This is a genomic window from Pseudolabrys sp., assembly GCF_050250095.1.
Classification (GTDB): Bacteria; Pseudomonadota; Alphaproteobacteria; order Rhizobiales; family Xanthobacteraceae; genus Pseudolabrys.
On sequence record NZ_JBFWPH010000003.1, the window covers coordinates 597,420 to 623,026 of the forward strand.

General features: G+C 67.1%; 20 protein-coding genes. 6 read left to right on the top strand and 14 right to left on the bottom strand.

Annotated features, from left to right (window positions below; translation table 11 throughout):
- The 10 genes from trxA to ubiE form a co-directional block, all read right to left on the bottom strand.
- Nucleotides 1-318: a thioredoxin gene (trxA, locus tag AB7F10_RS12390; RefSeq protein WP_428561315.1), complete on the bottom strand. Its 318-nt coding sequence runs from the start codon at nt 316-318 to the stop codon at nt 1-3.
- Between the two features lie 99 nt (nt 319-417).
- Complete coding sequence (gene addA, locus AB7F10_RS12395) at nt 418-3,864, bottom strand: double-strand break repair helicase AddA (protein WP_428561317.1); 3,447 nt, start codon at nt 3,862-3,864, stop codon at nt 418-420.
- Entirely contained in the window at nt 3,861-7,004 is a 3,144-nt protein-coding gene (gene addB / locus AB7F10_RS12400; RefSeq protein WP_428561319.1) for a double-strand break repair protein AddB, read from the bottom strand. The genes addA and addB overlap by 4 nt, the downstream gene beginning before the upstream one ends.
- Before the next feature lie 149 nt (nt 7,005-7,153).
- Nucleotides 7,154-7,888 (bottom strand): nucleotidyltransferase family protein, encoded by a 735-nt coding sequence (locus tag AB7F10_RS12405; RefSeq protein ID WP_428561321.1) that lies wholly within the window; start codon nt 7,886-7,888, stop codon nt 7,154-7,156.
- Between the two features lie 23 nt (nt 7,889-7,911).
- Complete coding sequence (tsaE, locus tag AB7F10_RS12410; protein ID WP_428561323.1) at nt 7,912-9,450, bottom strand: tRNA (adenosine(37)-N6)-threonylcarbamoyltransferase complex ATPase subunit type 1 TsaE; 1,539 nt, start codon at nt 9,448-9,450, stop codon at nt 7,912-7,914.
- A gap of 62 nt (nt 9,451-9,512) precedes the next feature.
- Nucleotides 9,513-12,023 (bottom strand): PAS-domain containing protein, encoded by a 2,511-nt coding sequence (locus AB7F10_RS12415; RefSeq protein ID WP_428561326.1) that lies wholly within the window; start codon nt 12,021-12,023, stop codon nt 9,513-9,515.
- A 155-nt stretch (nt 12,024-12,178) separates the two neighbouring features.
- On the bottom strand, nt 12,179-12,634 hold the full coding sequence (gene dut, locus AB7F10_RS12420; RefSeq protein ID WP_428561328.1) for a dUTP diphosphatase: 456 nt from the start codon (nt 12,632-12,634) through the stop codon (nt 12,179-12,181).
- Complete coding sequence (coaBC, locus tag AB7F10_RS12425) at nt 12,631-14,043, bottom strand: bifunctional phosphopantothenoylcysteine decarboxylase/phosphopantothenate--cysteine ligase CoaBC (protein WP_428561330.1); 1,413 nt, start codon at nt 14,041-14,043, stop codon at nt 12,631-12,633. The genes dut and coaBC overlap by 4 nt, the downstream gene beginning before the upstream one ends.
- A gap of 44 nt (nt 14,044-14,087) precedes the next feature.
- Nucleotides 14,088-15,671: a 2-polyprenylphenol 6-hydroxylase gene (ubiB, locus tag AB7F10_RS12430; RefSeq protein WP_428561333.1), complete on the bottom strand. Its 1,584-nt coding sequence runs from the start codon at nt 15,669-15,671 to the stop codon at nt 14,088-14,090.
- Nucleotides 15,668-16,438 carry a bifunctional demethylmenaquinone methyltransferase/2-methoxy-6-polyprenyl-1,4-benzoquinol methylase UbiE gene (ubiE, locus tag AB7F10_RS12435; RefSeq protein WP_428561336.1) on the bottom strand — a complete coding sequence of 257 codons (771 nt, stop codon included), beginning with the start codon at nt 16,436-16,438 and terminating at the stop codon, nt 15,668-15,670. Before ubiE ends, ubiB begins: the two co-directional genes overlap by 4 nt.
- A gap of 78 nt (nt 16,439-16,516) precedes the next feature.
- Between ubiE and mutM the strand changes: the two genes are divergently transcribed.
- The 3 genes from mutM to AB7F10_RS12450 are packed head-to-tail and all read left to right on the top strand — an operon-like array spanning nt 16,517 to nt 18,814.
- A complete protein-coding gene (gene mutM, locus AB7F10_RS12440; RefSeq protein WP_428561339.1) occupies nt 16,517-17,386 on the top strand; it encodes a bifunctional DNA-formamidopyrimidine glycosylase/DNA-(apurinic or apyrimidinic site) lyase in 870 nt (289 codons plus the stop codon).
- Nucleotides 17,387-17,418: 32 nt separating this feature from the next.
- Nucleotides 17,419-18,192, top strand: a complete 774-nt coding sequence (locus AB7F10_RS12445; protein WP_428561341.1) for an enoyl-CoA hydratase — start codon at nt 17,419-17,421, stop codon at nt 18,190-18,192.
- 10 nt (nt 18,193-18,202) lie between these two features.
- Nucleotides 18,203-18,814, top strand: coding sequence for a LysE family translocator (locus tag AB7F10_RS12450; protein WP_428561343.1), 612 nt, complete (start codon nt 18,203-18,205; stop codon nt 18,812-18,814).
- 125 nt (nt 18,815-18,939) lie between these two features.
- Here the strand turns inward: AB7F10_RS12450 and AB7F10_RS12455 are convergent, their stop codons facing one another.
- Together AB7F10_RS12455 and AB7F10_RS12460 are read right to left on the bottom strand one after the other, a co-directional pair.
- Entirely contained in the window at nt 18,940-19,845 is a 906-nt protein-coding gene (locus tag AB7F10_RS12455; protein ID WP_428561346.1) for an MBL fold metallo-hydrolase, read from the bottom strand.
- Nucleotides 19,846-19,875: 30 nt separating this feature from the next.
- Nucleotides 19,876-21,504: a S1 family peptidase gene (locus AB7F10_RS12460; RefSeq protein ID WP_428561348.1), complete on the bottom strand. Its 1,629-nt coding sequence runs from the start codon at nt 21,502-21,504 to the stop codon at nt 19,876-19,878.
- Nucleotides 21,505-21,662: 158 nt separating this feature from the next.
- On the opposite strand from AB7F10_RS12460, the gene AB7F10_RS12465 reads away from it, so the two are divergent.
- On the top strand, nt 21,663-22,463 hold the full coding sequence (locus tag AB7F10_RS12465) for a HesA/MoeB/ThiF family protein (RefSeq protein WP_428561350.1): 801 nt from the start codon (nt 21,663-21,665) through the stop codon (nt 22,461-22,463).
- A 9-nt stretch (nt 22,464-22,472) separates the two neighbouring features.
- On the opposite strand, the gene AB7F10_RS12470 is transcribed toward AB7F10_RS12465, so the two are convergent.
- Nucleotides 22,473-23,474: a 2-hydroxyacid dehydrogenase gene (locus tag AB7F10_RS12470; RefSeq protein ID WP_428561352.1), complete on the bottom strand. Its 1,002-nt coding sequence runs from the start codon at nt 23,472-23,474 to the stop codon at nt 22,473-22,475.
- 151 nt (nt 23,475-23,625) lie between these two features.
- On the opposite strand from AB7F10_RS12470, the gene AB7F10_RS12475 reads away from it, so the two are divergent.
- Nucleotides 23,626-24,189, top strand: a complete 564-nt coding sequence (locus AB7F10_RS12475) for an SH3 domain-containing protein (RefSeq protein WP_428561354.1) — start codon at nt 23,626-23,628, stop codon at nt 24,187-24,189.
- A gap of 101 nt (nt 24,190-24,290) precedes the next feature.
- Here AB7F10_RS12475 and irrA read toward each other — a convergent pair whose 3' ends face one another.
- Nucleotides 24,291-24,707, bottom strand: a complete 417-nt coding sequence (gene irrA / locus AB7F10_RS12480) for an iron response transcriptional regulator IrrA (RefSeq protein ID WP_428561608.1) — start codon at nt 24,705-24,707, stop codon at nt 24,291-24,293.
- A gap of 355 nt (nt 24,708-25,062) precedes the next feature.
- On the opposite strand from irrA, the gene fabA reads away from it, so the two are divergent.
- Nucleotides 25,063-25,596, top strand: coding sequence for a 3-hydroxyacyl-[acyl-carrier-protein] dehydratase FabA (gene fabA, locus AB7F10_RS12485; RefSeq protein ID WP_428561356.1), 534 nt, complete (start codon nt 25,063-25,065; stop codon nt 25,594-25,596).
- Nucleotides 25,597-25,607 lie beyond the last annotated feature (11 nt).

Below are 25,607 nucleotides of genomic sequence, written 5' to 3' on the forward strand. Positions count from 1 at the left end.
TCAGCCGCCCGAAATCCACTGCGCCAGCTTCTGCTTGGGCGCCGCGCCGACCTGGCGCGAGGCGATCTCGCCGCCCTTGAACATCAGCAGCGTCGGGATCGACATGATGCCGTATTTCGACGCGGTGTTCGGGTTCTCGTCGACGTTCAGCTTGACGATCTTGACCTTGTCACCGACCTCGCCGGCGATCTCCTCCAGCGCGGGCGCGATCATGCGGCACGGGCCGCACCATTCCGCCCAGAAATCGACGACGACCGGGCCGTCCGCCTTGAGAACCTGCGATTCGAAATCAGCGTCTGACACCTTGCCGACGGCCATGGGAGCACCTCATGCAATTGAATTGGAACGGCGCACAGCGTGCGCTCTTTGAGTCGATGGCAGAACCTATGAATGGGCTTCCGCAGCGTCAAGGCAGCCTCACGCGGAGGTGACCCGCGCCAGCGCGGCGTCCAGCGCCTCGCTCGAAAGCTCCATGAAATCAGGAACATCAGTCCAGACCAGCGCCGCCCGCACGCGTTTCATGGGATAGAGTTGGGCGAGCGCCGCGCGATAGAGGGCAAGCTGGGCAGCGTAGGACGGAAAACGACTCATCGCCTCATCGACCGTGCGCGGCGCCGGCCGGTTGGTCTTGTAGTCGGCGATCAGAACCTCATCGGCGGTAACCGCCAACCGGTCGACCTGACCGGACACCGCGAGCGCCGGCTGCCCGGCGCGGGAGATGCGGCCGACAATCGGCGCCTCGGCGCGGCTGGCGGACGCGAACAATGCGGTGAAGCGCGCATCGCCGATCAGGCGCAAGGCCTGCTCGGTCACGGCGTCGCGCTCGTCCGGCTGAAACTCCTTTGCCGCGCGCTCGAGGAAACTCCGCGCGGCTTCCTTGCGATATTCCGGCGCGATATCCGGAAGCGATTGCAGCAGGCGATGGATCAGCGTGCCGCGTTTGAGCGCGCGCTTGCGCGCCTCGGGGTCGGACGTCGGCCGCGCGACGTGGGTTGGGTCGGCATCGGACGGCGTGACGTGCCGCCGCGACGGCGGCTCCGCCGCTGCGAGCGCCGTGAGCCAGGGCGGTTGCGCCGGTGCCGCGAGTGGTACCGGTGCGGTCGCGGTGGAGGCGGCGCGATCCCGCGGCTGCTCCTTGTAGAATCGCAACACCTCGCCGTCGCCGGCGTCGGCCGGCTCGGCGACGCTCTCAGCAGCCAATGCGGTCTCGACGAGTTGATACCAGCAGCCGTCCGGCGGCTCGCGGCTGCCGCGTGCTCCGCAGATGACGAGCCGCTCGGCGGCGCGCGTCATCGCGACGTAGAGTAAGCGGCGATACTCGTTTTCCGCTTCGCCTTGCGCGGCGCTGCGCGCGGCGCCCATCGCCTCTGTGTCGGCCGCCTTGGCGGTCGCCCAGACCGTCGCGGCTGCGCCGGGCGCCGCTTTGGGCAATGACAGCGTAAGCAGGCGCGGGTCGCGGGGGCCGCTCGGCTTGCCGGTAGTGTCGGCAAGGATGACGTTCTTCGCTTCAAGTCCCTTGGCGCCGTGCACGGTCATCACCCGCACTTCGTCGCGCCCAAGTTCCATGTCGCGCTTGATCTCGCTTTGCGCGGCGCGCAGCCAGTGCACGAAGCCTTGCAGGGATGGCGTCTCGCGCGCTTCGTAGTCGAGCGCGAGGTTGAGGAATTCGTCGAGCGCATCGGCGGCTTCGGGGCCGAGCCGGGCGAGAATGCTTTTGCGGCCGCGCCGCCGCCCAAGCACATGCGCATAGAAGGCAAAAGGCGACATCGCGCTCGAGGCGGCTTCAAGCTCGTCGAGCGCTCGTGACGCAGCCTCGAACATTGCGTCGTCGCCCGCTTTGGCGCGCAACGTGTTTCGCAGCGACGCCTGCCGCTGCCAGGCGAGCTTGAACAACTGGTCGTCGTCGAAATTGAACAGGGGGCTTTTCAGCGCCGTCGCCAGCGCGAGATCGTCGTCCGGCATCAACAGCGCGTCGGCGAGCACCAGCAGGTCCATGACGGCGATGTGCTCGGTCAGCACCAGCCGATCCGCGCCGGCCACCGGAATCCCGGCCTGCTTGAGCGCGCGGATCACCGCTTCGAACAGCGCGTTGCGTTGCCGCACGAGGATAAGAACGTCGCGAGGATTTTCGCCGTTGGTCATCCAGACCTTTACGGTGGCGGCGATGCGGCGGGCCAGCTGCACCGCCGGGCTCTGCTCGCTCACGGTGTCGAACGGGGCGTCCCAGCCTTCGATCTGACGCTTCTCCGGTGGCGCGATCATCGGCCAGATTTCGACGACGCCGGGCGCAACTTTTGGCAAAGCCGCGTGCCTTAACGGGCGGTCGCGATCAACGGTAACGCTCTGAAAAATCTCCTCGGTCTGGAATACCGCATCGACCGCATCGAGGACGTTTTGTCCGGAGCGGAATGAAAAGTCGAGCTGGATATCCCGCCAGCCCTGCCGGGAGCTTTCGAACTGTTGCTTGAAGGCGCGCCGCGCCTGATCGAACTCGCGCGGCCTTGCGCCCTGAAACGAGAAAATCGATTGCTTGTCGTCACCGACCGCGAACACCGTGCGCCTCGTATTGGCGCGCGCGCCGCCCGGCGTGAATTCCGAGACGATGGTGCGGATAATGTCCCACTGCTTTGGGCTGGTGTCCTGCGCCTCGTCGATCAGCACATGATCGATGCCGGCGTCGAGCTTGTAGAGAACCCAGGCCGCCGCGGTGTTGCCGAACAGATGGGCGACCTTCTCGATCAGGTCTTCATAGTCGAGCAGCGCGCGGCGATCCTTCTCGCGGCGGTAACGGCCGATCACCTCGCGGGCGATGGTCAGCATGGCCCGGGTGCGGTCGCGTGCGGTGACGGCATGCTCCTGCGACAGCAGCGCGAGGATCCGCGCCTGCTCGCGGTAGAGCAGGTCGTTCCAGTCCGGATGCGCCTCCGCGAGTTTCTTGGTCAGCAGCGTTTTTCGCGGGCCGAGTGAGCCGGTGAGAAAAACGCCGCGATAGGCCTCGATGCGGTCGCGGCCTCCTGCGGCGCTTGCGGCGGCGAGCGAGACGCCGAGTTTCCGGTCGTTGCTGGAGCCGGACGCGAACGCCGCGGCAAGATCGGTCCAGCGCTCCTCGCCAATGAGCGAACCGGAAAGATATTCACTTTCAATGGCTTGCAAGGACGCGTCGGATGCGACGCCGAGCACACTGGACAACTCGTCGATCGCCGGGTCGAAGCCGCCGGCGCGGTCGAACCATGCGATCAGCGTTTCGCGATTGCGGATCGCGTCGGCGATGACGTCCTTCAGCGTCTGGTCGGCGGCGAAGCCGATGGCCGCGGCGAGTGCGAGGCCGGCTTCGCTCTCCGGCGCTGCGGCGGCGTCGAGCAGCACGTCCATCGTCAGCTGGGTGAGAAGCTGTCCCGTTTGCGCCTCGTCCATCACCGTGAAGCGGGCGGCGACGTCGGCTTCGAACGGGAACTGGTGCAGCAGCCGCGTGCAGAAGGCGTGAATGGTTTGCACCTTCAGGCCGCCCGGCGTTTCCAGCGCCCGTGCGAACAGCCGCCGCGCGCGGGCGCGCGTCGCGGCATTCGGTGCAACGTTGGACGACTCGCGGATCGCTTTATCAAGCGCGGCGTCGTCGAGTGTCGTCCAGTTGGCCAGCGTGCCGAACACGCGGCTCGACATGTTGGCGGCGGCGGCCTTCGTGTAGGTGATGCAGAGGATGGTCGACGGGTCGGCGCCCTGCAGCAGCAGATTGATCACGCGCTGGACCAGAACATGGGTCTTGCCGGAGCCGGCATTGGCCGAGACGAAGACCGACGCCTCCGGGTCGGCGGCTGCGAGTTGCCTGTCGAGCGCGTCGCGCGGAATGATGCGGGCGCCGCTCATTCGCCGTCCTCGCCGCTGCCGCCGGTCGCCGACCATTCCTTGACGCGGGCGAGGTGGTCGTAGTCGCCGTAATGTGTCGTCCACATCGGATGCACCAGCGAACGATACGGCGTCGCCGCGTCGTCAAACCTGCGCACCAGTTCGGTCAGCCGTGTCAGTGCGTGCTCGGCCTGCGTCTGCGTGGTGCCGTCCCTGAATTTCACCGGCTTGTCGTCGCCGGCCGGCTCGCCGCCCTTGAGCAGAATGTAGAGCAGCTCTTCCACCGGCCCTTTCGGCACATAGCTGAAGCCGCCGTGCTGGAGGATCGCGGCTTCCAGCGTCAGCTGGGGCGCGAGGCCGGTGCGCACCTGCGGTTCGGTGCGGTGCCGCCCCGTCTTGTAGTCGATGACGGTATAGCCGCCGCCCTTGCGCTTTTCGATGCGGTCGGCGCGGGCCGACAGCGTGAAGTCACCGTCCTTGAGAGGAATCGGGATGCTGCCGGAAATCTCGCCATAGACCGCGTCGAGATCGGTGCGGCGGTCGCGCTCCCAGCCGACAAACCATTGCGCGATGCGCTCGAACCGCGGCCACCAGAACGCGGTGGCTTCCGGATAATCGGCGAGCTTCGCGAAATGTTTCCGGCCGATCGCAATCAACTCGTGAAGCGGCTGCTTCGGCAGCGCCGTCGCGTAGGTCTGCGTGAATTCGCCGATCGCCGCGTGGATGACGCTGCCGCGGTCGGCGGCGCCCGGCTCGGTGTCGACGGCGTCGAGCGGGGCGAGGCGAAGCACATGCTTTGCGTAGATCGTATAGGGATCGCGCAGCCAGTTCTCGATGTCGGTGACGGAAAGCCGTGTCGGCCGCGCCTCGCGCGGCGGCATCGGCGCGGGCGCTTTCGCTTCGGGCGGCGGCGTGGCCGGCGTATCGAGGCCGTGCGCCCATTGCAGATACTGCGCGCCGCGATCCTTCGCGCCCTGCCAGCGTTGCGCGCCCGCGACGGCGGCGAGCCGCTGCAGGAAGCGCGAGGCAACGGAAGGTGCGCCGGCCACCTTGCCGGCGCGGGTGAGGAACACTTCGCCGGCGCCGAAGCCTTGCGCGAAATCGTGCGCGGCGAGGCCGATGCGCCGCTCGGGAAGATCGAGGCCGAGCCGATGGCGCATCGGCCGCGACAGCCATGGATCGCCGCGAATCTCCGGCGGCCAGACGCCTTCGTTCAGCCCGCCCAGCACGAGACGGTCGACCGATTGCAGCCGGGCTTCGAGCAGGCCGAAGACATGCACCCGCACGCCGGCCGGCTCCGGCTGGCGCACGATGGCGCTCGCCGCGACGGCATCGAAGCTCTCCGGATAGTCGGCGGCGGTGACGGACAGCACCTGCGCGGCGCTGTTGTCGATCAGCGTCTCGAAGGCGCGCGCGAGCGCATGGCCGTCCTGGCCGGCGAATGCGGCTGCCAGGCCCGCATCGTCCTGCGACAGCGCGGCGACGGCGTCGCGGTGACGCCCGGCGAACTGCGCGAGCGTCAGCGTCTCGATCCCGGCGCTTTCGAGCGGCGTCAGCGCGGCCTGCAACGCCGCGACGAGCTCGGTGGCCGCAGCGAGATCGGTCTCGGCAATCGTCAGCCGGGGGTCGCTGCGATGAAAGATGTCGCGCTCGCCGGCCTTGTGCCGCGCGAGTTCGGACATGAACGTCGCCAGTGCGTGCGCCAGTCCGTCCGAGCCGGCGCGCGGCCGCGGTCCGCGCAGGATCGCACGTTCGAGCGCGACGATGCCTTGCGTCCAGCCGCCTCGCGGCCGGCCGAGCCGCAGCAGGGAATGCTTCACAAGCGCGAGCAACGGCACCGGCGCGAGATGGCTGGCCGCGGTGTCCGTTGCGAGACGCGCGAACACTCCCGCCGGTGTATCGGGCAGCCGGTCGCCGCCGGATTCGTAGACAGGCACGTTCCATCGCGCGAGCGCGGCAACGACGCGGCGCGCGAGCGCGCGGTCCGGCGTCGCCAGTGCGGCGGTCTTGTCCGGTGTCGCGACCGCTTCGCGCAGCGCGACCGCGATCGCCAGCGCTTCCTCCTCGACATTGGCCGCCTCGACGACGACGACATTCCTGAAGGCGGCGTCGGCCGCCGCTGCGAAATCGTCGCCGTTGAGCCGCGTGCGCCATTGTTCGGTCGTTTGCGCCGGCCGCATTGCCTCCGAGATCATCCGCTCGCGCGGGGCGCGGGCTCCGAGTTCCCGCACCGCCTCGCGGGCGGTGCCGATCCGGGTGAGCAATGCCTGCATGGCGAATTGCGGGTGTCCCGCCGCGGGCGTGCCGCCGTCATGCGCTGCCGCCTTGCCGTCGCCGGCGATGGCGCGCCACGAGGCTTCGTCGAGATCCATGTCGAGACTCGGCAGCACCAGCGCGCCGTGCGGCAGCGTGGCGATGGTGGCGAGCAATGCAGCGGTCGCCGGCATCGAACCGGTCGAGCCGGCCGCGATCACCGGCGTGCCGTCGCGGGCGATCCGCGCGGCTTCCGCCGCGATCAGCCGGTCGCGCCGCGCCGCCGGTTCGATCAGCCCGTTGTCGGTCAGATACTGGTTCCAGTGCGGCAACACGCCGCGCAGGAACGCGAGCGATTGCTGCCAGAACCGGTCGAGATCGTCCGGCACCAGGCCGTCGAGCTTGTCCCAGCCGACGCCGCGCGTCGTCATGTCGTCCATCAGCCGGGCCAGATCGTCGGCAAGGCCGAGCGCCGATCCCGGCGTGTTGGCGACAAGCGGCGTGCCCTGCGCGCCGGTCATCCCCGCGCTCGCCGCCCAGCGGGACACCAACTCGGCAAGACGCAGCCGGCGCGACAGCGGGTCGAGCGTCTCCGGCAATTCCAGCGCCGGCGCGGCGAGCGGGCCAAGCATCTCGGCGAAAATCAGCTCGTCCTCGTCGATGTCGCCGAGCGGCACGATGCGCGGCAGGATCGCGGCGCTGTCGCCGGTGATGTCGAGGAAGATGTCCCGGGCGAGCCGGCAGGCGCGCCGCGTCGGCAGATAAATCGTCGCGCGTCCGAGCGACAGCGGATCGCCACGGTCGGGGAAACCCTCGATCAGCCTGCCGTCGCGCAATGCGCGGATCAGCACCGGCAAAAACGGCGCGGAGGCGGGGATGTTGAAGACGTTGGCTTTGGGTGGGGCCATCGGAAACGGAGATTCGCCCGGTTTGCTGCAGGGGTCCAGTGTAAACAAACTCCGCTCATTCCCGCGAAAGCGGGAATCCAGAGGCGCACTGAGCAGCAGTCGTGTTCTGTTATGGACCCCCGCTTTCGCGGGGGTGAGCGGTCAGAGAGTCAATCCGTGCTGGCCGCGATCGCGGCTTCGGCTTCGCCGATGGCCTCCGGGGTGCCGACATGCATCCATTGGCCTTCGAGGCGCAGGCCGTGCAGCCGCCCGGCTTCCCCGGCGCGGTCGAACAGTTTGGTCAGCGCGAATTCGCCCCGCGGCGCATCGTTGAACAGGGCGGGCGACAGGATCGCCGCGCCGGCAAAGACGAAGGGCGCGACATCGCGCTCGCCGCGCCGCTGCAGGCGGCCGTTCGGCGCCATCGTGTAATCGCCGCGGCCGTCGTAGCCGACGCTGCCCGACGACGGCGCGAGCAGTAGAAGCGCATCCATCGTGGCCGGGTCGAAGGCTTCGGCGAGGCGGACGAGGTTCGGCTTGACGCCGTCGATCCACAGCGTGTCGGCATTGACGTGGAAGAACGGCGCGTTGCCGATCAGCGGCAGCGCCTTGACCACGCCGCCGCCGGTGCCGAGCAGTTGCTGCCGCTCGTCGGAAATGACGCAGCGGGGTTTGGCGCGGCCTTCGACATGCCGCACGATCTGATCCGCAAGATAGTGGACGTTGAGCACCGCGGTCTCGACGCCGGCCTGCGCCAGCCGATCGAGCATGTGGTCGAGCAGCGTCTTGCCGCCGACCTTGACCATCGGCTTCGGCATGGTGTCGGTCAGCGGCCGCATCCGCGTGCCGAGGCCGGCGGCCAGAACCATCGCGGAACGGGGAGCGCCTTGCGGTCTGTCGGTCATGAGGTCGTTCGGAAGAGTCCGTGTCAGAGCGGTTTCAATGCCGGCACATTGGTCGCGTACCAGGCTTTCAGCGGCGCCAGCGCGGGATGCTCCAGCGAACGCTGCAGATAGCCCCATACCCGCGGGATATGTCGCAAATATTGCGGTTTGCCGTCGCGCCGGTCGAGCCGCGCGAAGATGCCGAGGATTTTCGAGGCGCGCTGCGCCGCCAGCGCGGCGTAGCATTGCGCAAAGCCCGGCGCGTCAAAGCCAGCATTGGCGGTGAGCCGCGCGCGGGTGTAGCGGCTGAGCAACGTGATCTCGGTCATCTCGGACACGTCCACGCGGGCGTCTTGTAACAGCGAGGCAAGATCGTAGGCCGGCGAGCCCATCACCGCGTCCTGGAAGTCGAGGAGGCCGACGCGGGCACGGTCCTTGCGGTCGGGAAGCCACAGCAGGTTCGGCGAGTGATAGTCGCGCATTACCCAGGTCGGCGGCCCCTGCAGCGCCGGCGTCAATGCTTCCCGCCACAGCGCAAGATAGTCGCGCTTGCGCGTCACCGACATCGGCGCGCCGAGCATCGGCAGATACCAGTCGGTCAGCAGTTCGGCTTCGATCAGCAGGGCCTCGATGTCGTAGGGCGGCAACGTGTAATCCACGCCGGCCTCGACCGGGATGGTCGCCGGCAACTGCATGGCGTGAAGCGCGGCGAGCAGGTCGGCCGCCGCGGCGTAACGCTCCTCGATCGGCGCCGGCGGTGTGCCGGCCACGACACCCTCATGCCCAAGATCCTCGATGAGCAGGAAGCCGGCGGCGCGGTCGGCGGCGAGCACGGCGGGCGCGGAAAAGCCGCGGCTGCGCAGCGCATTCGCCATCGCGACGAACGGCGTGACGTCTTCGGCCAGGTGCGCGATGGTGCTGTAGGGCTTGCCGTCGCGCACCGGCGGGCCGTCCGGCCGGCGCGGCGCGTTCATCAGCACATAGGAGTGTCCGCCGTGGACAAACCGCTCATAGGCGCGGGTCGAGGCGTCGCCCTGCATGTGCTTGCGCTCGGCGTCGGCCAGGCCGCAGCGCTCGATGAAGGCGCGCATCGCCGCGATGCGCTCGGCCCGCGGCGCGCAGGTCCCGTAGCCGGTGAGCGTCGCGTTGCGGTGGCGCGAGCCCTGTTGCGGCGACAGCGAGAGCGCGATGTCGAAGCGGTTCTCGGGCAAGAGGCTTGCGGCGCGCTCCGGCCATTCGATCAGCGTCACGGTCTTGTCGGTCAGGTCGTCGATGCCGATCTCGGCAAGCTCGGCGCTGTCCGAGACGCGGAACAGGTCGATATGCGCAACCGGAAAGCGCGGCAGGTCGTAGGTCTGGATCAGCGTGAAGGTCGGGCTCGGCACCTCGAGGGCGCGGTCACTGGCGAGCCGGCGGATCAGCGCGCGCGCAAACGTCGTCTTGCCGGCGCCGAGATCGCCGGACAGCGTGATGGTGTCGCCGGGCGCGAGCATGGCCGCGACGTCGACTGCGAGCCGGTGGGTTGCCCGCTCGTCGGCGAGCGCCACCGTGAAGCTTGCAGCAGCGGTGCTGGTGGAAGTCATCGAATCGGTCGTCCTCTGCCCGGCCTTTATAGGCGGCGCGAGGCCCGCGAGGCCAGCGGCTCTCAGGCGGCGCTGCGTTCGGCGGTCTGGTCGAGCGGGAACGCGCAGGTCACCGTGGTACCGCGGCCGACCTCGGAGTCGATCGTCACCGTGCCGTGGTGCAGTTCGACGAAGGATCGCACCAGCGACAGGCCGAGGCCGGCGCCGCGGTGGTGCGAACCGAACGAATTTGTTTCGAACCAGTCGAACACCCGGTCCATCGCATCGGTCGGGATGCCGGGCCCGCGGTCGGTCACCTTGAACACGATGACGCCGTCATTGCGCTCCGCCGACAGCGTTACGGCTTCGCCGGGCGGCGAGAAGCCGACCGCGTTGGAGAGCAGGTTGAACAGCACCTGCCGCACGCGGCGCTCGTCGGCGACGAAGCTGCCGAGGCCCGGCGCGACGTTGATGTCGAGCCGGATATGGCCCTGCACCAGCCGGTCCTGCACGCCCTCGGCGGCGGCTTCCACCGCGGAGCGGATGTCGACGGCGCCGAGATTGAGCGTCATCGCGCCGGCGTCGATGGTGGCGAGGTCGAGGATGTTGTTGATGATCGCGAGCAGCGCGTTGGTCGAGGTGGTGATGTAGCCGAGATATTCGCGCTGCTTCGGCGTCAGCGTGCCGAATGCCGGATCGTCGAGCAGATGCGCGAAGCCGATGATGTTGGTGAGCGGCGAGCGCAGCTCGTAGGACACGTGATGGACGAACTCGATCTTCGTCTCGTCGGCGGCTTCCAGCGCCTCGTTGCGTTCGCGCAGCGCGCGCTCGACATTCACCGACGCGGTGACGTCCTGGAACGTCACCAGCGTTGCGCCGTCCGGCAGCGGCAACGTCGCGCAATCGATCACCATGCCGTCGCGGCGCTCGATGCGCGCCTGCGTCGGCTGGCGGTTGTCGATGGCCGTCACCGCGCCCTTGAGGGCGCGCCAGATCGTGTTGTCGTCATGCTGCGCCTGGCACCAGGCGGTGACGGCGTCGGCATGCGGGCGCTCGCCGAGCGTGCCGGCGGCGAATTTCCACATCGTCTCGAAGGCGGGGTTGTGCAGCCGCACGCGGCCGTCGCTGCCGAACACCGCGACGGCTTCCTTCAGGTGATCGAGCGTCTCGCTCTGCACCTTGATGAGCGCGTCGTAGCGGCGCGCCATCGCAAGCCGCTCGCTGACATCCTCGAACAGATAGATCACGCCGCCTTGCGGATTGGGCATGGTGACGACGCGCAGGCTGCGGCCATCCGGCAGGTGCCACATCGTCTCGTGCGGTTCGACCGCGCGATAGGCTTCGTGAAGCTTGGCCTTCCATTGCCGGAAGTCGTGTTCTTCCGGGAGTTTTCGCGCCGCGCGCAAACGGTCGAGCACGCTGCTGTCGGACGGCGACTGCTCGAGAAAACCGGCGTCGAGTTCCCATAGCGCGCGATAGGCGGCGTTATGGAAAGCGAGCTGCTGATGGGCGTCGAACACCGCCACCGCGGTCGGCATTTCATCGAGGATGCGGCGGTGGGCGTCGATCATGCGGCCGAGTTCGGCGCGCATGGTCTCGACCTCGGTGGCTTCGACCGCGATGCCGGCGCTGCCGAAGCCGCTCGGCAGATCGACGACGTCGTAATTGCGGCGCTGGCCGCCGACGATCGCCGGCAGCCGGCCGGTGAATGTTTCGCCCTTGGCGCGGGACTGCGCGATCTGGGTACGGCCGGCGCGGTCGAACATCTCGATGCCGTTGTCGACCGCCTCGGTCGCGTCGGCGGCTTCGATGGCGCGGACGTAAGCGGCGTTGACGAAGGTGAGGAGACCGGTGTCGTCATGCGCCCAGATCGGCGCCGGCAGCGCGTCGATCACGCCGCGCAAGGTCTGCGCGGTGCCGAGCATCAGGTCATGGCGGGCTTTCAGCTCGGCGAGGTCGCGGGCGACGCCGCCGACCGGACGCAGCCGCAGGATCGCGCAGCCGGCGACGACGCGGCCCTCCGCTTCGACCGGCTCGTCGGTCTGCGTCGCAACGGTCAGACGGAAAGCCCGGCCATCGTTGCGCAGCGCCGTCAGGGCTTCGTCGAGCTGGCGCGTGCCGCGCGGGGCGAGCCATGAGCTGAAAGCCAGCAGGCGCCTGGCGTCGGCGCCGGGGAGAAACGGGCTCGGATCGCCGGTCAGCGCCGGCTCGTCATCGTCATTGTTCCAGGCGAGCAGCACCTGAGGCTCGGACATCAGCAGCGTGCGCAGCCGGTCGGTCTCGGCGCGCAGCGCGGCGTTTTCCGTCTGGGCCTGCGCCTCGGCGCGGGCGGCGCGGGCGCGGGTGCGCACCAGCACGATGGTCGCAAGCGTGGCGAACAGCGTGAGGCCGAGCGTCATCGCGAGCCCGGTCATCTCCATCCGGCCGAGGCCGGAGAGCACGGTCAGCGCATGATCGAGCGCGGAGGCACCTTGGGCGTGCGCCGGCACGGTGCCGGCGGCCAGACAGGTCGTGATGGCCAGCGACGCGGCGAATCCGCCGCCCCGCGGACGAGAACGCAGCCTCTCGTTCGTCGTCCGGATCGTCTCCGGCATTCCGAATTGCCCCTGGAGTGCGGGCCGACGTCCGCCACAACGGCCCGCGAATCAACAGACTTTACCCCCAACGGGAATCCGCCCGAAAGAGTCCAGACCGTGAACGTCGCCGCAGCAAAGCCCTGAAATCAGGGCGGATTCCGGAGGTCCGGAAATCAGCGGCCGGTCGAGCCGAAGCCGCCGGCGCCGCGGCCGGTTTCGTCGAGCGACGCGACCTCGACAAGGCGGGCCTGCACAACCGGGGCGACGATCATCTGGGCGATCCGCATGCCGCGCGCGATCTCGACCGGCTCGGCGCCGAGATTGACGAGGATGACCTGCACCTCGCCGCGATAGTCGGCGTCGATGGTGCCGGGCGCGTTGAGCACCGTGACGCCCTGCTTGGCGGCGAGCCCGGAACGCGGGCGCACCTGCGCCTCCATGCCGGGCGGCAGCGCAATGGCGAGGCCGGTCGGCACCAGCGCGCGGGCGCGCGGCGCGATGGTGAGCGGCGCATCGGCCGGCACGGCGGCGAGCAGGTCGAGCCCGGCGGCGTGCGCGGTCTGATACTCCGGCAACGGCAGGTCCTTGCCGTGAGGCAGGCGCGTGACTTTGACCTCGATGCCGCTCATGTCTTTTTCTTCCCCACGATAGTGTCCGCGATGCGCGCGACCAGCATGCGCGCGACCTCGTCTTTGGATTGCGGCGGCCAGTTCTCGACGCCTTGCGCCGAGACCAGCATCACCGTGTTGCTGTCGCCGCCCATGATGCCGGTCTGCGGCGACACGTCATTGGCGACGATCCAGTCGCAGGCTTTCGACTGCAACTTCTTCTGCGCGTTGGCGACGACGTTCTGCGTCTCGGCGGCGAAACCGATCACGAGCTTCGGCCTTTGCTTCGTGCGATGCGCGACGGTGGAGAGAATGTCCGGGTTCTCGACCAGTGCGAGGTCGGGCGCGCGCGCGCCCGGCGCCTTCTTGATCTTCTGGTTGCCGGCATCCTTGACGCGCCAGTCGGCGACGGCGGCGGCGAAGATCGCGATGTCGGCCGGCAGCGCCTTCTCGACGGCGGCCAGCATCTCGCGCGCGCTTTCGACACGAATGACGGAAACCCCTGCGGGATCGGGCAAAGTGACGGGTCCGCTGACGAGCGTCACCTCCGCGCCCGCCGCCGCCGCCGCCGCCGCCATGGCGTGGCCCTGCTTGCCGGACGAACGGTTGGCGATGTAGCGCACCGGATCGATCGGCTCATGCGTCGGGCCCGATGTGATGACGACACGCTTTCCTGCAAGCGGGCGTTCGGACGATGTGGCAAGAAGTTTCTCGACGGCGCCCGCGATCTCAAGCGGTTCCGCCATGCGGCCACGGCCACGCTCGCCGCTTTCCGCCATCTCGCCTTCGTTGGGCCCGATGAAGGCGAAACCGTCCGCTTCGAGCCGCGCGCGATTGCGCTGCGTCGCCTTGTTTGTCCACATATGCGGGTTCATCGCCGGCGCAAGCAGCACGCGCGCGCCGGTCGCGAGCAGGACGGCGGTAGCGAGATCGTCAGCGTGACCGTTGGCGAGTTTCGCCATCAGGTCGGCGGTCGCCGGCGCAACGACGATCAGATCGGCCTCGCGCGCGAGGCGAATGTGACCGACATCGAACTCGCCATCGGCGTCGAACAGGTCGGTGAAGACGCGCTCGCCGGCAATCGCGCCGGCCGACAGCGGCGTGATGAATTGCTGCGCGGCCTTGGTGAGGATGACGCGCACATGCATGTCGCGCTCGCGCATCCGGCGAATGAGATCGAGCGACTTGTAGGCGGCGATGCCGCCGCCGACGACGAGCAGCACGCGCGTCATGTGCGACGATGGCTCGGCGCGCTTGCCACTGGTTTTGCCGGCTGACGGCTTTTCAGCCGGCGCGGGCGTCTCGCCGTCGGCCGCTTCGCGCAGCAGGACGCGAACCTCGTCCTCCATCGAGCGGCCGTTCTTCGCCGCGCGGAGCCGCAGCCGCTGCTTCAGCGCCTCGTCGAGCTGGCGGATGGTGATGCTGGCCACGCGGCGGCCTCCGTCTGGGGGTGATTGCACTGCAATCAGTGCAATCATATCACCAGATAGATCAGCCAGGCCAGCCCGGCCGCGATGGCCCATAAGCCTAAGGTTTTCCAGCGGTCTCGGCGGGCCTCGACCGCGCCGATGGCGGCGATCGTTTCCGGCGCCAGCACCAGTCCGTTGCGGGTGGCGGCGTCGAGCTGGTCCATCAGGGCGCCGGCGCGGGAGAGCAAGGCCGGCACCTGGGCGACGAAGCGGCCGATCTCGCTCGCGCCCTCGACGGCGTCCTCGAGCTTGCCGACCGGGCCGAGGTGCCGCGCCATCCATTCGCGCACCACCGGGTCGGCGGTTTTCCACATATCGAGTCTCGGATCAAGACCGCGCGCGACGCCTTCGACCACCACCATCGTCTTCTGTAGCAGCAGCAGTTCCGGCCGGGTGCGCATGTCGAACAGGCCCGTCACCTCGAACAGCAGCATCAGCAGCTTCGCCATCGAGATGTCTTCGGCGGTGCGGTTATGGATCGGTTCGCCGATGGCGCGGATCGCCTGCGCGAAGCTCTCGACCGAATGATGACGCGGCACATAGCCGGCGTCGAAATGCACCTGCGCGGTGCGCATGTAGTCGCGGGTGATGAAGCCGTAGAGGATTTCGGCGAGGAACAGTCGTTCCTTCGGGCTTAGTCGCCCCATGATGCCGAAATCGACCGCGACCAGCCGGCCTTCGGCATCGACGAACAGGTTGCCGGGATGCATGTCGGCATGAAAGAAACCGTCGCGCAGCGCGTGGCGGAGAAAGCTCTGGATCACCTTTCGGCCGAGCGCGGGCAGGTCGTGCCCGGCGGCGGCGAGCGCCTCGCGGTTGTTGAGCTTGACGCCGTCGATCCATTCCAGCGTCAGTACTTCGCGCGCGGTCAGATCCCAGTTCACGGCGGGCACGCGGAAGTCCTGATCCTCGCGAACGTTCTCCGTCATCTCGGAGAGGGCGGCGGCCTCGAGACGGAAATCCATTTCGATGGCGACCGAGCGCGCCAGCGTCGCCACGATCTCGATGAAACGCAGCCGCCGGGCTTCCGCCGAAAATTTCTCGGCGGTGCGCGCGGCGAAGAAGAACGCATCGAGGTCGGCCTTGAAGCGCCGCTCGACATTGGGCCGCAGCACCTTCACGGCGACAGCCTTGCGGCCTTCAGGAGTCTCGATCTCGGCCTTGTGCACTTGCGCGATGGAGGCGGCGGCGACCGGCGGGCCGAATGTCACAAAGGCCTGCGACACAGGCATTTCCAGAGCCGCGGCGACGGTCGCCTCGGCCTGCGTCTGCGGGAAGGGCGGCATCTGGTCCTGCAGGCTTTCGAGATTTTTTGCGATCACCGTGCCGACGACGTCCGGCCGCGTGGCGAGGAACTGACCGAGCTTGACGTAAGTCGGCCCGAGTCGCGTCAGCGCCGCGGCGAGCCGGCTCTCCGGCGCGCGCGCGCCGGACCGCGCGCTCGGCCGCGCGATGAGCCGCGCGATGCCGATGCCGAATCGCGCCGGCAGCGGCATGCCGGCGGTGTCGGCCAGCGAGAACACGCCTTCGCGGGCGAAGACATATCCGGCACGAATGAGTCGGGTCGTATGCGACAGCAAGGCGATCACAAACGCCAGCCGGAATGCAGCGCGACCACGCCCCCGGTCATCGGCGTATAGCTGACGCGGCGGAAGCCGGCCTGCTCGATCATCTGCGCGAAGGCTTTCGGCTTTGGAAACTTGCGGATCGACTCGACGAGATACTGATAGGCCGCGCGGTCGCCGGTCACCGCCGCGCCGACGCGCGGGATCACGTTGAACGAATAAAGCTCGTAGAGCTTGTCGAGGCCGGGCGTGTCGACTGACGAGAACTCGAGGCAGAGGAACCGCCCGCCGATGCGCAACACGCGATGCGCTTCGTCGAGCGCGCTCTGGATGCGGGGCACGTTGCGGATGCCAAAGGCGATCGTCACGGCGTCGAAGCTGTTGTCCGGGAACGGCAGTTCCTCGGCATTGCCCTCGATGAAGTCGATCACGCCATCGAGGCTGCGCTTCTGCGCGCGCTCGCGGCCGACCGCGAGCATGTTGGCGTTGATGTCGAACACGGTGACGTGGAGGCCCGCGCCGCCGGCATCGACCACCCGCTGCGCGATGTCGCCGGTGCCGCCGGCGAGGTCGAGCAGCTTAAACGGCTTGTCCGAACGCGGCGGGTTCACCGCCGTCACCATCGCCTCTTTCCAGGCGCGGTGCAGGCCGCCGGACATCAGGTCGTTCATCAGGTCGTAGCGTCCGGCGACCGAATGGAACACCTCGTCCACGCGGGCCTGCTTGTCGCCAAGCGGCACGGTTTCGTAGCCGAAATGGGTGTCCTGCTCAGGTGTCCGGGAGGCCGTCATCGCCGATAATCCTTGTCCGGCAGGACCATAGCGCGGCAGCCAGAGGGGCGCTATGTCTGTCGCCCGGACAGGTTAACCATGCCAGAGCTTCCCGAAGTCGAAACCGTGCGCCGCGGCCTCGCGCCGGCCATGGAAGGCGCACGCTTCGCCAAGGTGGAGGCGCGCCGCGCCGATCTGCGCTGGCCGCTGCCGAAGGATTTTGTCGCGCGGCTCGAGGGCGAGACGGTCACCGGCCTCGGTCGCCGCGCCAAATATCTGCTGGCGGACCTGTCTTCCGGCGAGGTGCTCGTCATGCATCTCGGCATGTCCGGCTCGTTTCGCGTCGGCCACGAGCAGGCCAGCGCCTATTATCATGAGAAGGGCAAGCTCGCCGCGCACGACCATGTCGTGTTCCATATGTCGAACGGCGCGGTGGTGACCTTCAACGATCCGCGCCGCTTCGGTTCGATGAAGCTGGTCAAGCGCGCGGAGATGGAACGCGAACCACTGCTGCGCGAGCTGGGTCCCGAACCGCTTGGCAACCAGTTCGATGCCGCGATGCTGGCGGCGGCCTGCGCCGGGAAGAAAACCTCGCTCAAGGCCGCGCTGCTCGATCAGACCATCGTCGCCGGGCTCGGCAATATCTATGTCTGCGAGGCGCTCTATCGCGCGCACCTGTCGCCGAAGCGGCAGGCCTCGACGATTGCGGACCGCAAGGGTGCGCCGAACGAGCGCGCTCATGCGCTGGTCGACGCCATCAAGGCAGTGCTGAGCGACGCCATCGCGGCCGGCGGCTCCTCGCTGCGCGACCACCGCCAGACCGACGGCGAACTCGGCATGTTCCAGCACAATTTCCGGGTCTACGACCGGGAAGGCGAGAAATGCCGCATGCGCGGCTGCAAGGGCAGCATCCGTCGCTTCGTGCAAAACGGCCGCTCGACCTTCTGGTGCCCGGCGTGCCAGAAATAACGATCCAAGCCGTCCGTCGCAGGAGTTGAGCCATGAGCTACCAGAACATCATTGTCGACAAGCAGGGCCGTGTCGGCGTCATCACGCTAAACCGTCCGCAAGCGCTCAACGCGCTCAACATGGCGCTCAAGGCCGAGCTGTCGAAGGCGATCGACGATTTCGAGGCGGACGACGGCATCGGCTGCATGCTCATCACCGGCAGCGAGAAGGCCTTCGCCGCCGGCGCCGACATCAAGGAGATGGCGGACAAGACGTTTATCGAAGCCTTCCTGGGCAATTTCGCCGGCACCTGGGACCGCGCCTCGCGCGCCCGCAAGCCGATCGTTGCGGCGGTCGCCGGCTTCGCGCTCGGCGGCGGCTGCGAACTTGCCATGCAGTGCGACATCGTCATCGCCGCCGACAACGCCAAATTCGGCCAGCCGGAAATCAAGCTCGGCGTCATTCCGGGAATCGGCGGCACGCAGCGGCTCACCCGCGCCATCGGCAAGGCCAAGGCAATGGACATGAATCTGACCGGCCGCATGATGGACGCGAAGGAGGCTGAAGCCTCCGGTCTCGTCGCACGCGTGGTGCCGGCCGACAAGCTGATGGAGGAAGCGATGAAGGTCGCCGATACCATCGCCAATATGTCGCTGCCGTCGGTGCTTGCGGCGAAGGAGGCGGTCAACGCCGCGTTCGAGACGACGCTGGCGCAGGGCGTTGCCTTCGAGCGCCGCCTGTTCCACTCGCTGTTCGCCACCGCCGACCAGAAGGAAGGCATGAAAGCCTTTATCGAGAAGCGTAAGCCGAACTGGACCAACAAGTAGGAGGAGAGGCGTGAGCCTCGAATTCCTCATCACCTCGCTGATCGTCGTCGTCGCGCCGGGAACCGGCGTACTCTACACGCTGGCGACGGGGCTTTCGCGCGGCTCGCGCGCCAGCATGTTTGCCGCGTTCGGCTGCACGCTCGGCATCGTGCCGCACATGGCGGCGGCGATCCTCGGCCTTGCGGCGCTGCTGCACGCCAGCGCCGTCGCGTTCCACACCTTCAAATATGTCGGCGTCGCCTATCTGCTCTATATGGCGTGGAACACGTTGCGCGAACGTGGCGCGCTGAAGGTGGAGAGCGACCTTGACGCCCGCTCGGCGGCGCAGGTCGCGGTGACCGGCGTGCTGATCAACATCCTCAATCCGAAGCTGTCGATCTTCTTCCTCGCCTTCCTGCCGCAGTTCATCCGCGCCGATGAGGCGCAGCCGCTCGCCCGCATGCTCGAACTGAGCGCGGTCTTCATGCTGATGACTTTCGTCGTGTTCGTCGGCTACGGGCTGTTCGCCGCATCGCTTCGCGACCGCGTGATCTCGCGGCCGCGGGTGATGACCTGGCTGCGGCGGACTTTCGCCGGCGCCTTCATCGCGCTGGGGCTGCGGCTGGCGCTGGCGGACCGGTAAAGCACAAACCGAACCGATATTATCGAAACTCCGCTCATTCCCGCGAAAGCGGGAATCCAGAACCAACTCAAACATCTGCTATTGCAGAGTGGACCCCCGCTTTCGCGGGGGTGAGCGGGTAGAGGTCAGATATTCATCTGATAAGTCGCCGGGACCCAGCGATAGGCGTTGCCGGCCTTTTCGATCCAGCCGATCGACGGGAACGGCATGTGGAAGCCGGTCACCATCATCTTCTCGGCGGAGGTCATGGCGAGGATGCGCTTGCGGGTCGCGACCGCCTTCTGCTGGTCGTCGTCGAAGCCGATGGTCCATTCCGGATGCGACGGCGCGCAGACATAGTGCAGGCAGGTATCGGCCCAGATCAGCAGGCTTTTGCCAGCGCTTTCGACATGGAAGGCGGTGAGGCCCGCCGAATGGCCTGAGGCATCGACCGCGCGGATGCCGGGCACCACCTCATCGCCCGACTTGATGAAGGTGGTCTTGTCGGCGAGCGGCGCCATCAGCTTGGTGAACTGCATCTGCGTCGGCTTGCGGGCGTCGCTGATGCCCTCGTTCTTCTTCCAGTAGTCGAACTCGGCAGCGGCAACGACGTAGCGCGCCTTGGGGAATACTTCCTTGCCGGCGCTCATGTTGCCGCCGATGTGGTCGGGGTGGCAGTGGGTGATGCAGATGACGTCGATGTCGTCCGGCTTGTAGCCGGCCTGCGCCAGCCGCTCGACGAGATGGCCGTCCGGCACGCGGCCCTTGAGCGCCTCGTTGTCGCGGGCGAGCGAGCCGTTTCCGGTGTCGAACAGCACGACCTGCTTGCCGGTGTTGACGACGACCGGAACGAAGGGGTGCTCGAACCTGTCGGGGTCGATGTTGTGGGCCTTGGCCAGTTCCGCCACTTCGCCCGGCGCCGCGCCGCCGCCGTGAACGTCGGCGAGTCCGCCGCGCACGGCCAAGCTGTCGAGCACGTTCATCATCTCGAACGCGCCGAGCTTGAAACGATAGAGCGTCGGCCGCAGCGGGCCCTTCATGTCACTGGCCATGATGTTTCCTCGTGATGTTTTCGGTGATGTCTATTGCCGCACGCAGATCACGCGGACCACCGCGCTGCGGGCGTCGGAGGCGCGGTCGTCGTTGGCCGCGGGGGTGACGCGGTTGGCGGCAAGAAAGTTACGGATGGTCTCGGTGGGAATGAGACGCACCGGCGGAATGGACGCGTCGGCGCTGGCGAGCATGATACTGCGGGTTTCCATCATGCCGGCGACGCGGCCCCGCGCGTCGAGTGCCGCGGCGCCGGAGAAGCCCGCGACCGGCATCGGGTCTTTCAGTTCGATCGCCGCCTTGCCGTTCGCGCCGGCAAGCCGCGCCTTCAGCTCGGCCAGCTTGCCGTTGCCGTTCTGGATATGCGGATCGGGAACGCCGACAAGTGTCAAATCGCTGTTCTCAGGCGCGGAGGGGGCAAGCGAGGCGGGCTTGAGATTGCGGCGGCCATAGACGCGCAGCAAAGCCAGACCGTGTTCGTCATCGCGCGCGATCGGCTCGGCATTGCCGATGCCGGACACAACGATGACCTGGCAGCCGTCGACGAGCTTGCGGTCGGTGACGATATGGCCAACGGCGGTGACGACGATGCCGGTGCCGTATTCGACCTTGCGCGTCAGCGCCGCGATCGGCGCGATGCGGCCGGGGAACGGCGCGAAGGCGCTCGCCATCGCCACCATCACCGGCGCGACGATGCCTTCCATCGCCTGGTCGAATTTCATCGTGAAGCCGCGCACCTCGCCGTCGCGGGCGTAAGCGCGCACGGAGAACTTGCGCAAGCCCTGCATGCCGCTGATGATGAAATTATCGGCGCGGATCGCGCTGTACTCGACCTTGCGGTTGGCCGGCTCGTTCTTCATGCGAGCGAACACCGCGGCGAGCGGATCATCGGTCTTGTAACGGAACGTCTCGATCTGGATCTCGCCGTGGCGCGACGACCAGCGTGTGCCCTGATCGGCGAGCGTCGCATGCGGCACCATCTTCGACGGCAGGCCGAGGCGAATGCCGGTCGCGGGATCGGTCACCACACGCCAGCCGAACTGGTCGTCGTGCGTCTTCGCCGCGGCGAGCAGCGTCTCGCGCTCCTGCGCGGTGAGCGGGCCGTTGGCGGATGACTTGTTACGCTTGCGGAACGCTTCGATCGCGGCCGCGATCTGGTCGCCGCTGCGGAAGGCATCTTCGCCGGCGGCCCACAGCAGGGCGGCGCGCACGCCCGCGCGCTGCGAGAACGGAATATCGGCCAAAGGATCGGTCTTGGTGTCTGCCTTGGTCTCCGCTTTGGCGTCGGCCTTGGCGTCTGCTTTGGGGACGACCGGCTCGGCTTTCGCTTCGCGCTTCGGCGGTTCTTTGGCCGCCTCTTTGGCCGGTTCCTTTTCGGCCGCGGGTTTTGCTGTGGTCTTCTTCTCCGGCGCCTTCGCGTCGGGTTTGTCTGCGGCGGCTTTCTGCTCGGCGGGTTTCGGTGCCGGCTTTGCTGCGGCAGGTTTCGGCTTGGCGGTCTTGGTGTCGCTGGTGGCCGTATTATCGGCCGGCGCGGCGTTCGCTGCCGCGCTTTCGGCTGCAGGGATATAGCGGCCGTTGTTGTCGAGTTCCTGCGCGGCTGCGAATCCGCCGGTGACGGCAAGGACCGCCGCAACGATAGGGATCATCAAACCGGCACGCATCACGTTAACGCCCTGGTCGCGCTCATCGTGCGGCCACCATAGATGATGAGCAGGGGTGCGCAACCTGCCCGGCCGCTGCGCGCTGCCAGCGGTTTCAGATGGTGAATTAGGGGCGGCAGACTGGCCAAAAGCACCGCGCCGCCATAGGTTTATCGCCCATGCTCGACGCGCAGGAACTCGAACGTTACGCCCGCCACATCGTGCTGCGCGAGGTCGGCGGCCCCGGCCAGGCGAAACTCAAGGCTGCCCGTGTTCTCGTGGTCGGCGCCGGCGGGCTCGGTGCGCCGGCATTGATGTACCTCGCGGCGGCGGGCGTCGGCCGGATCGGCATCGTCGATGACGATACGGTGTCGCTGTCGAACTTGCAGCGGCAGGTGATCTTTTCAACCGGCGATGTCGGCGCGCCGAAGGCGGAGCGCGCGGGCGCCGCGATCGCACGGCTCAATCCGCATGTCGCGCTTGACGTCTACAATGAGCGGCTGACGGCAGCAAACGCGCTCGACCTCCTCGCGCAATACGATGTCGTGGCGGACGGCTCGGATAATTTCGCGACGCGCTATCTCGTCTCCGATGCGTGTTACTTCGCGAAGAAGCCGCTGGTCGCCGCCGCGCTTGGCGTGTTCGACGGCACGCTGACGACGATCCGCGCGCATGAAAGACGCGCCGATGGAACGCCCAACCCGAGCTATCGCTGCGTGTTCCCCGAGCCGCCGCCCGCGGGTTCAATTCCCGCCTGTTCCGAGGCCGGCATTCTCGGCGCGCTGCCCGGCATTCTCGGTTCGATGATGGCGCTCGAGGTGATCCGTGCCATTGTCGGTTTTGGCGAAGGATTGGTCGGGCGGCTGTTGATGGTCGACGCGCGCGACATGCGCTTCGAGACGGTCAATTACGGCTGGGACGACAACAATCCACTGTCGGGTCGGAATCCGACGATACGGGACTTGTCGATCCACGCCTGACGGCGTGCATCACAGCATCGACGGCAGCACGCGGTCAGGCGGCCTGTGGCCATCCATGAAGGTTTTGATGTTGATGATGACCTTCTCGCCCATGTCGACGCGGCCTTCGAGCGTCGCCGAGCCCATGTGGGGCAGCAGCACGACCTTGCCGGCGCGCGCGAGCTTGACGAGCTTAGGGTTCACCGCCGGCTCCTGCTCGAATACGTCGAGGCCCGCGCCGGCGATCTCGTCGGCCTCCAGCATGCGCGCCAGCGCGTTTTCGTCGATCACCTCGCCGCGCGCGGTGTTGACGATATAGGCGTCCTCGCGCATCAGCTTCAGCCGGCGCGCCGAAAGCAGATGATAGGTCGCTGGCGTGTGCGGGCAATTCACCGAGACGATGTCCATGCGGGCGAGCATCTGGTCGAGGCTCTCCCAATAGGTGGCGTCGAGTTCTTCCTCGACGCGCGTCGGGACGCGGCGGCGGTTGTGATAATGAATCTGCAGGCCGAAGGCGCGGGCGCGCCGCGCCACCGCCTGGCCGATGCGGCCCATGCCGATGATGCCGAGCCGCTTGCCCCAGATACGGTGACCGAGCATCCAGGTCGGCGACCAGCCGTCCCAATCCTTGTCGGAGGTGAGAACCTGCGAGCCTTCGGCGAGCCGGCGCGGCACGCTGAGGATCAACGCCATCGTCATGTCGGCGGTGTCCTCGGTCAGCACGCCGGGCGTATTGGTGACGGTGATGCCGCGCTGGATCGCGGAGGCGACGTCGATATTGTCGACGCCGTTGCCGAAATTGGCAATCAGCTTGAGCTGTTCGCCGGCTTTCGACAGCACCGAGCTGTCGATCTCGTCGGTGACGGTCGGCACCAGCACATTGGCGGTCTTTACCGCCTCGGCGAGCTGAGCGGCGGACATCGGCTTGTCGTCGTCGTTGAAGCGGACGTCGAACAGCTCGCGCATCCGCAATTCGACGCGGTCGGGCAGCTTGCGGGTGACGACCACCAGAGGTTTCTTGATCTTCGGCATTCGTTCCGCCCTATGGCCCGCGGCCTGTTCTTCACCCGCCTGCCGTTCAGGTCTCTTTAACCCCGGTCACCGACACTGTAACCCCGGTTACCGGCCCTTCCCCCGGGGGCGAAGGGCTCTCGACAGCGGCAACGGCAGTATTTCCTACCAGATGGTTGTCACAAGAAAAAGCAGCGGCTCGGAGGCGTGTCTGCGTGCGTTCGGCATTCTGCTGGCCGCGCTGATGCTTGCCGTTGCGGTGCTCGGCGGCCGGCCGGCCGCGGCCGCCGGGGATACGACCGGCTCGGTCTCGGGCCTCCAGGTGCCGCGCTTCGTCAGCCTAAAGTCGGACCGGGTCAATGCGCGGGTCGGCCCGAACCGCGACCAGGACGTCCGCTTCGTCTATACGCGGGCCGGGATGCCGGTCGAAATCATCGCCGAATTCGAAAACTGGCGGCGGATCCGCGACTGGGAGGGTTCCGAAGGCTGGGTCTACCATGCGCTGCTGTCCGGCAAGCGCACCGCGGTCGTGGTGCCGAAGAAGAAGGAAGAAATAGTGCCGTTGCATCACGACGCCGATGCCGCGTCGGCTGTTGTCGCCAAGCTGCAGGACGGCGTGCTGATGAATTTGAAGTCCTGCGACGGGAAATGGTGCCGGGTCGCCGGCAAGAATTTCGAGGGCTATATCGAGCAGGAGCGCCTGTGGGGCGCCTATCCGAACGAGAAGGTCGACTAGCGCCGAGGGGACAAAAGGACCAAGGATCGGCTAGCAAAAAGCCCGGCTAACCGCCGGGCTTTTGTTTTGAAACCGAAGCTTTGAAACGAAAGCTTGCGCGATCAGCTCTTGCGGCGAAGGCGAACCACGACATCGACGCGGGCGATCTCGTAGCCTTCCGGCGCGACCGGCGTCTTGTCGAGCGAGAATTCGGCGTTCGGAACGTCGAACAGTTCGTTCTCGCTCTCGATGAAAAAGTGGTGATGGTCGGTGACGTTGGTGTCGAAGTAAGCCTTCGAGCCGTCGACCGCGACGGGGCGCAGCAGGCCCGCATCGGTGAACTGGTGAAGCGTGTTGTAGATCGTCGCCAGCGAGACCGGCACCTTGGCGCGGGTCGCTTCCTCGTAAAGCATTTCAGCGGTGAGGTGACGATCGCCCTTGTTGAACAGCAGCCAGCCGAGCGCCATGCGCTGACGGGTCGGACGCAGACCGACCTGACGCAGCATTTCCTTCACGTCGTGCCAGGGGCACCCGTTCATCTCGGTGCGGTCGGGAGTCGACGCCGCTTCCGGCTTGAGCGTGCGGCTGACGACAACGGTACGAGCTTCGGCCATTTCGAATTCCTGAACTGACAGCCTCCGGTGTCGGGAATCCGGGGGCGCCTTTTTACTAAACTCGCCAGAAACATATACGAATGACGCCGCCAGATGCAACTCTTTCGCAACAAACAGGAAATTGTGCATGTCAGTTCCGTGATCCGCTGCGCCGGAAAGGCGGCTACCGGCGAACAGAGCCCGCTGCAGGAAAGCCGTGGAATCTTTGCCGCTTTTGCCTCCTAATGTTAGGACTTGCGGCAGCAGACTGGCCACCTCGGCCTCCCAGATTGGAATGATTATGAACGAGCGACGCAGCAGCTATGAATATGAGGAATTGCTGGCCTGTGGCCGCGGCGAGTTGTTCGGGGCCGGTAATGCGCAACTGCCGCTGCCGCCGATGCTGATGTTCGACCGCATCGCCGAGATTTCGGAAACCGGCGGTGAACACGGCAAGGGGATGATCCGCGCGGAACTCGACGTGAAGCCGGATCTCTGGTTCTTCGGCTGCCACTTCAAGGGCGATCCCGTGATGCCGGGCTGCCTCGGCCTCGATGCGTTGTGGCAGTTGCTCGGCTTCTTTCTCGGCTGGCTCGGCTCGCCGGGCAAGGGACGCGCGCTCGGCCTTGGCGAGTTGAAATTTTCCGGCCAGGTGCTGCCGAGCGTGAAGAAGGTCGTCTACGGCGTCGAGCTGAAGCGCGTGATGCGCTCCAAGCTGGTGCTCGGCGTCGCCGACGGCTGGCTGTCGGCCGATGGCAACGTTATTTATCGGGCGAGCGACCTGAAGGTCGGTCTGTTCAAGCAGGACGAGGCGCCGCAAGCCAGCGGTGCCTGAACCTAGCGTTG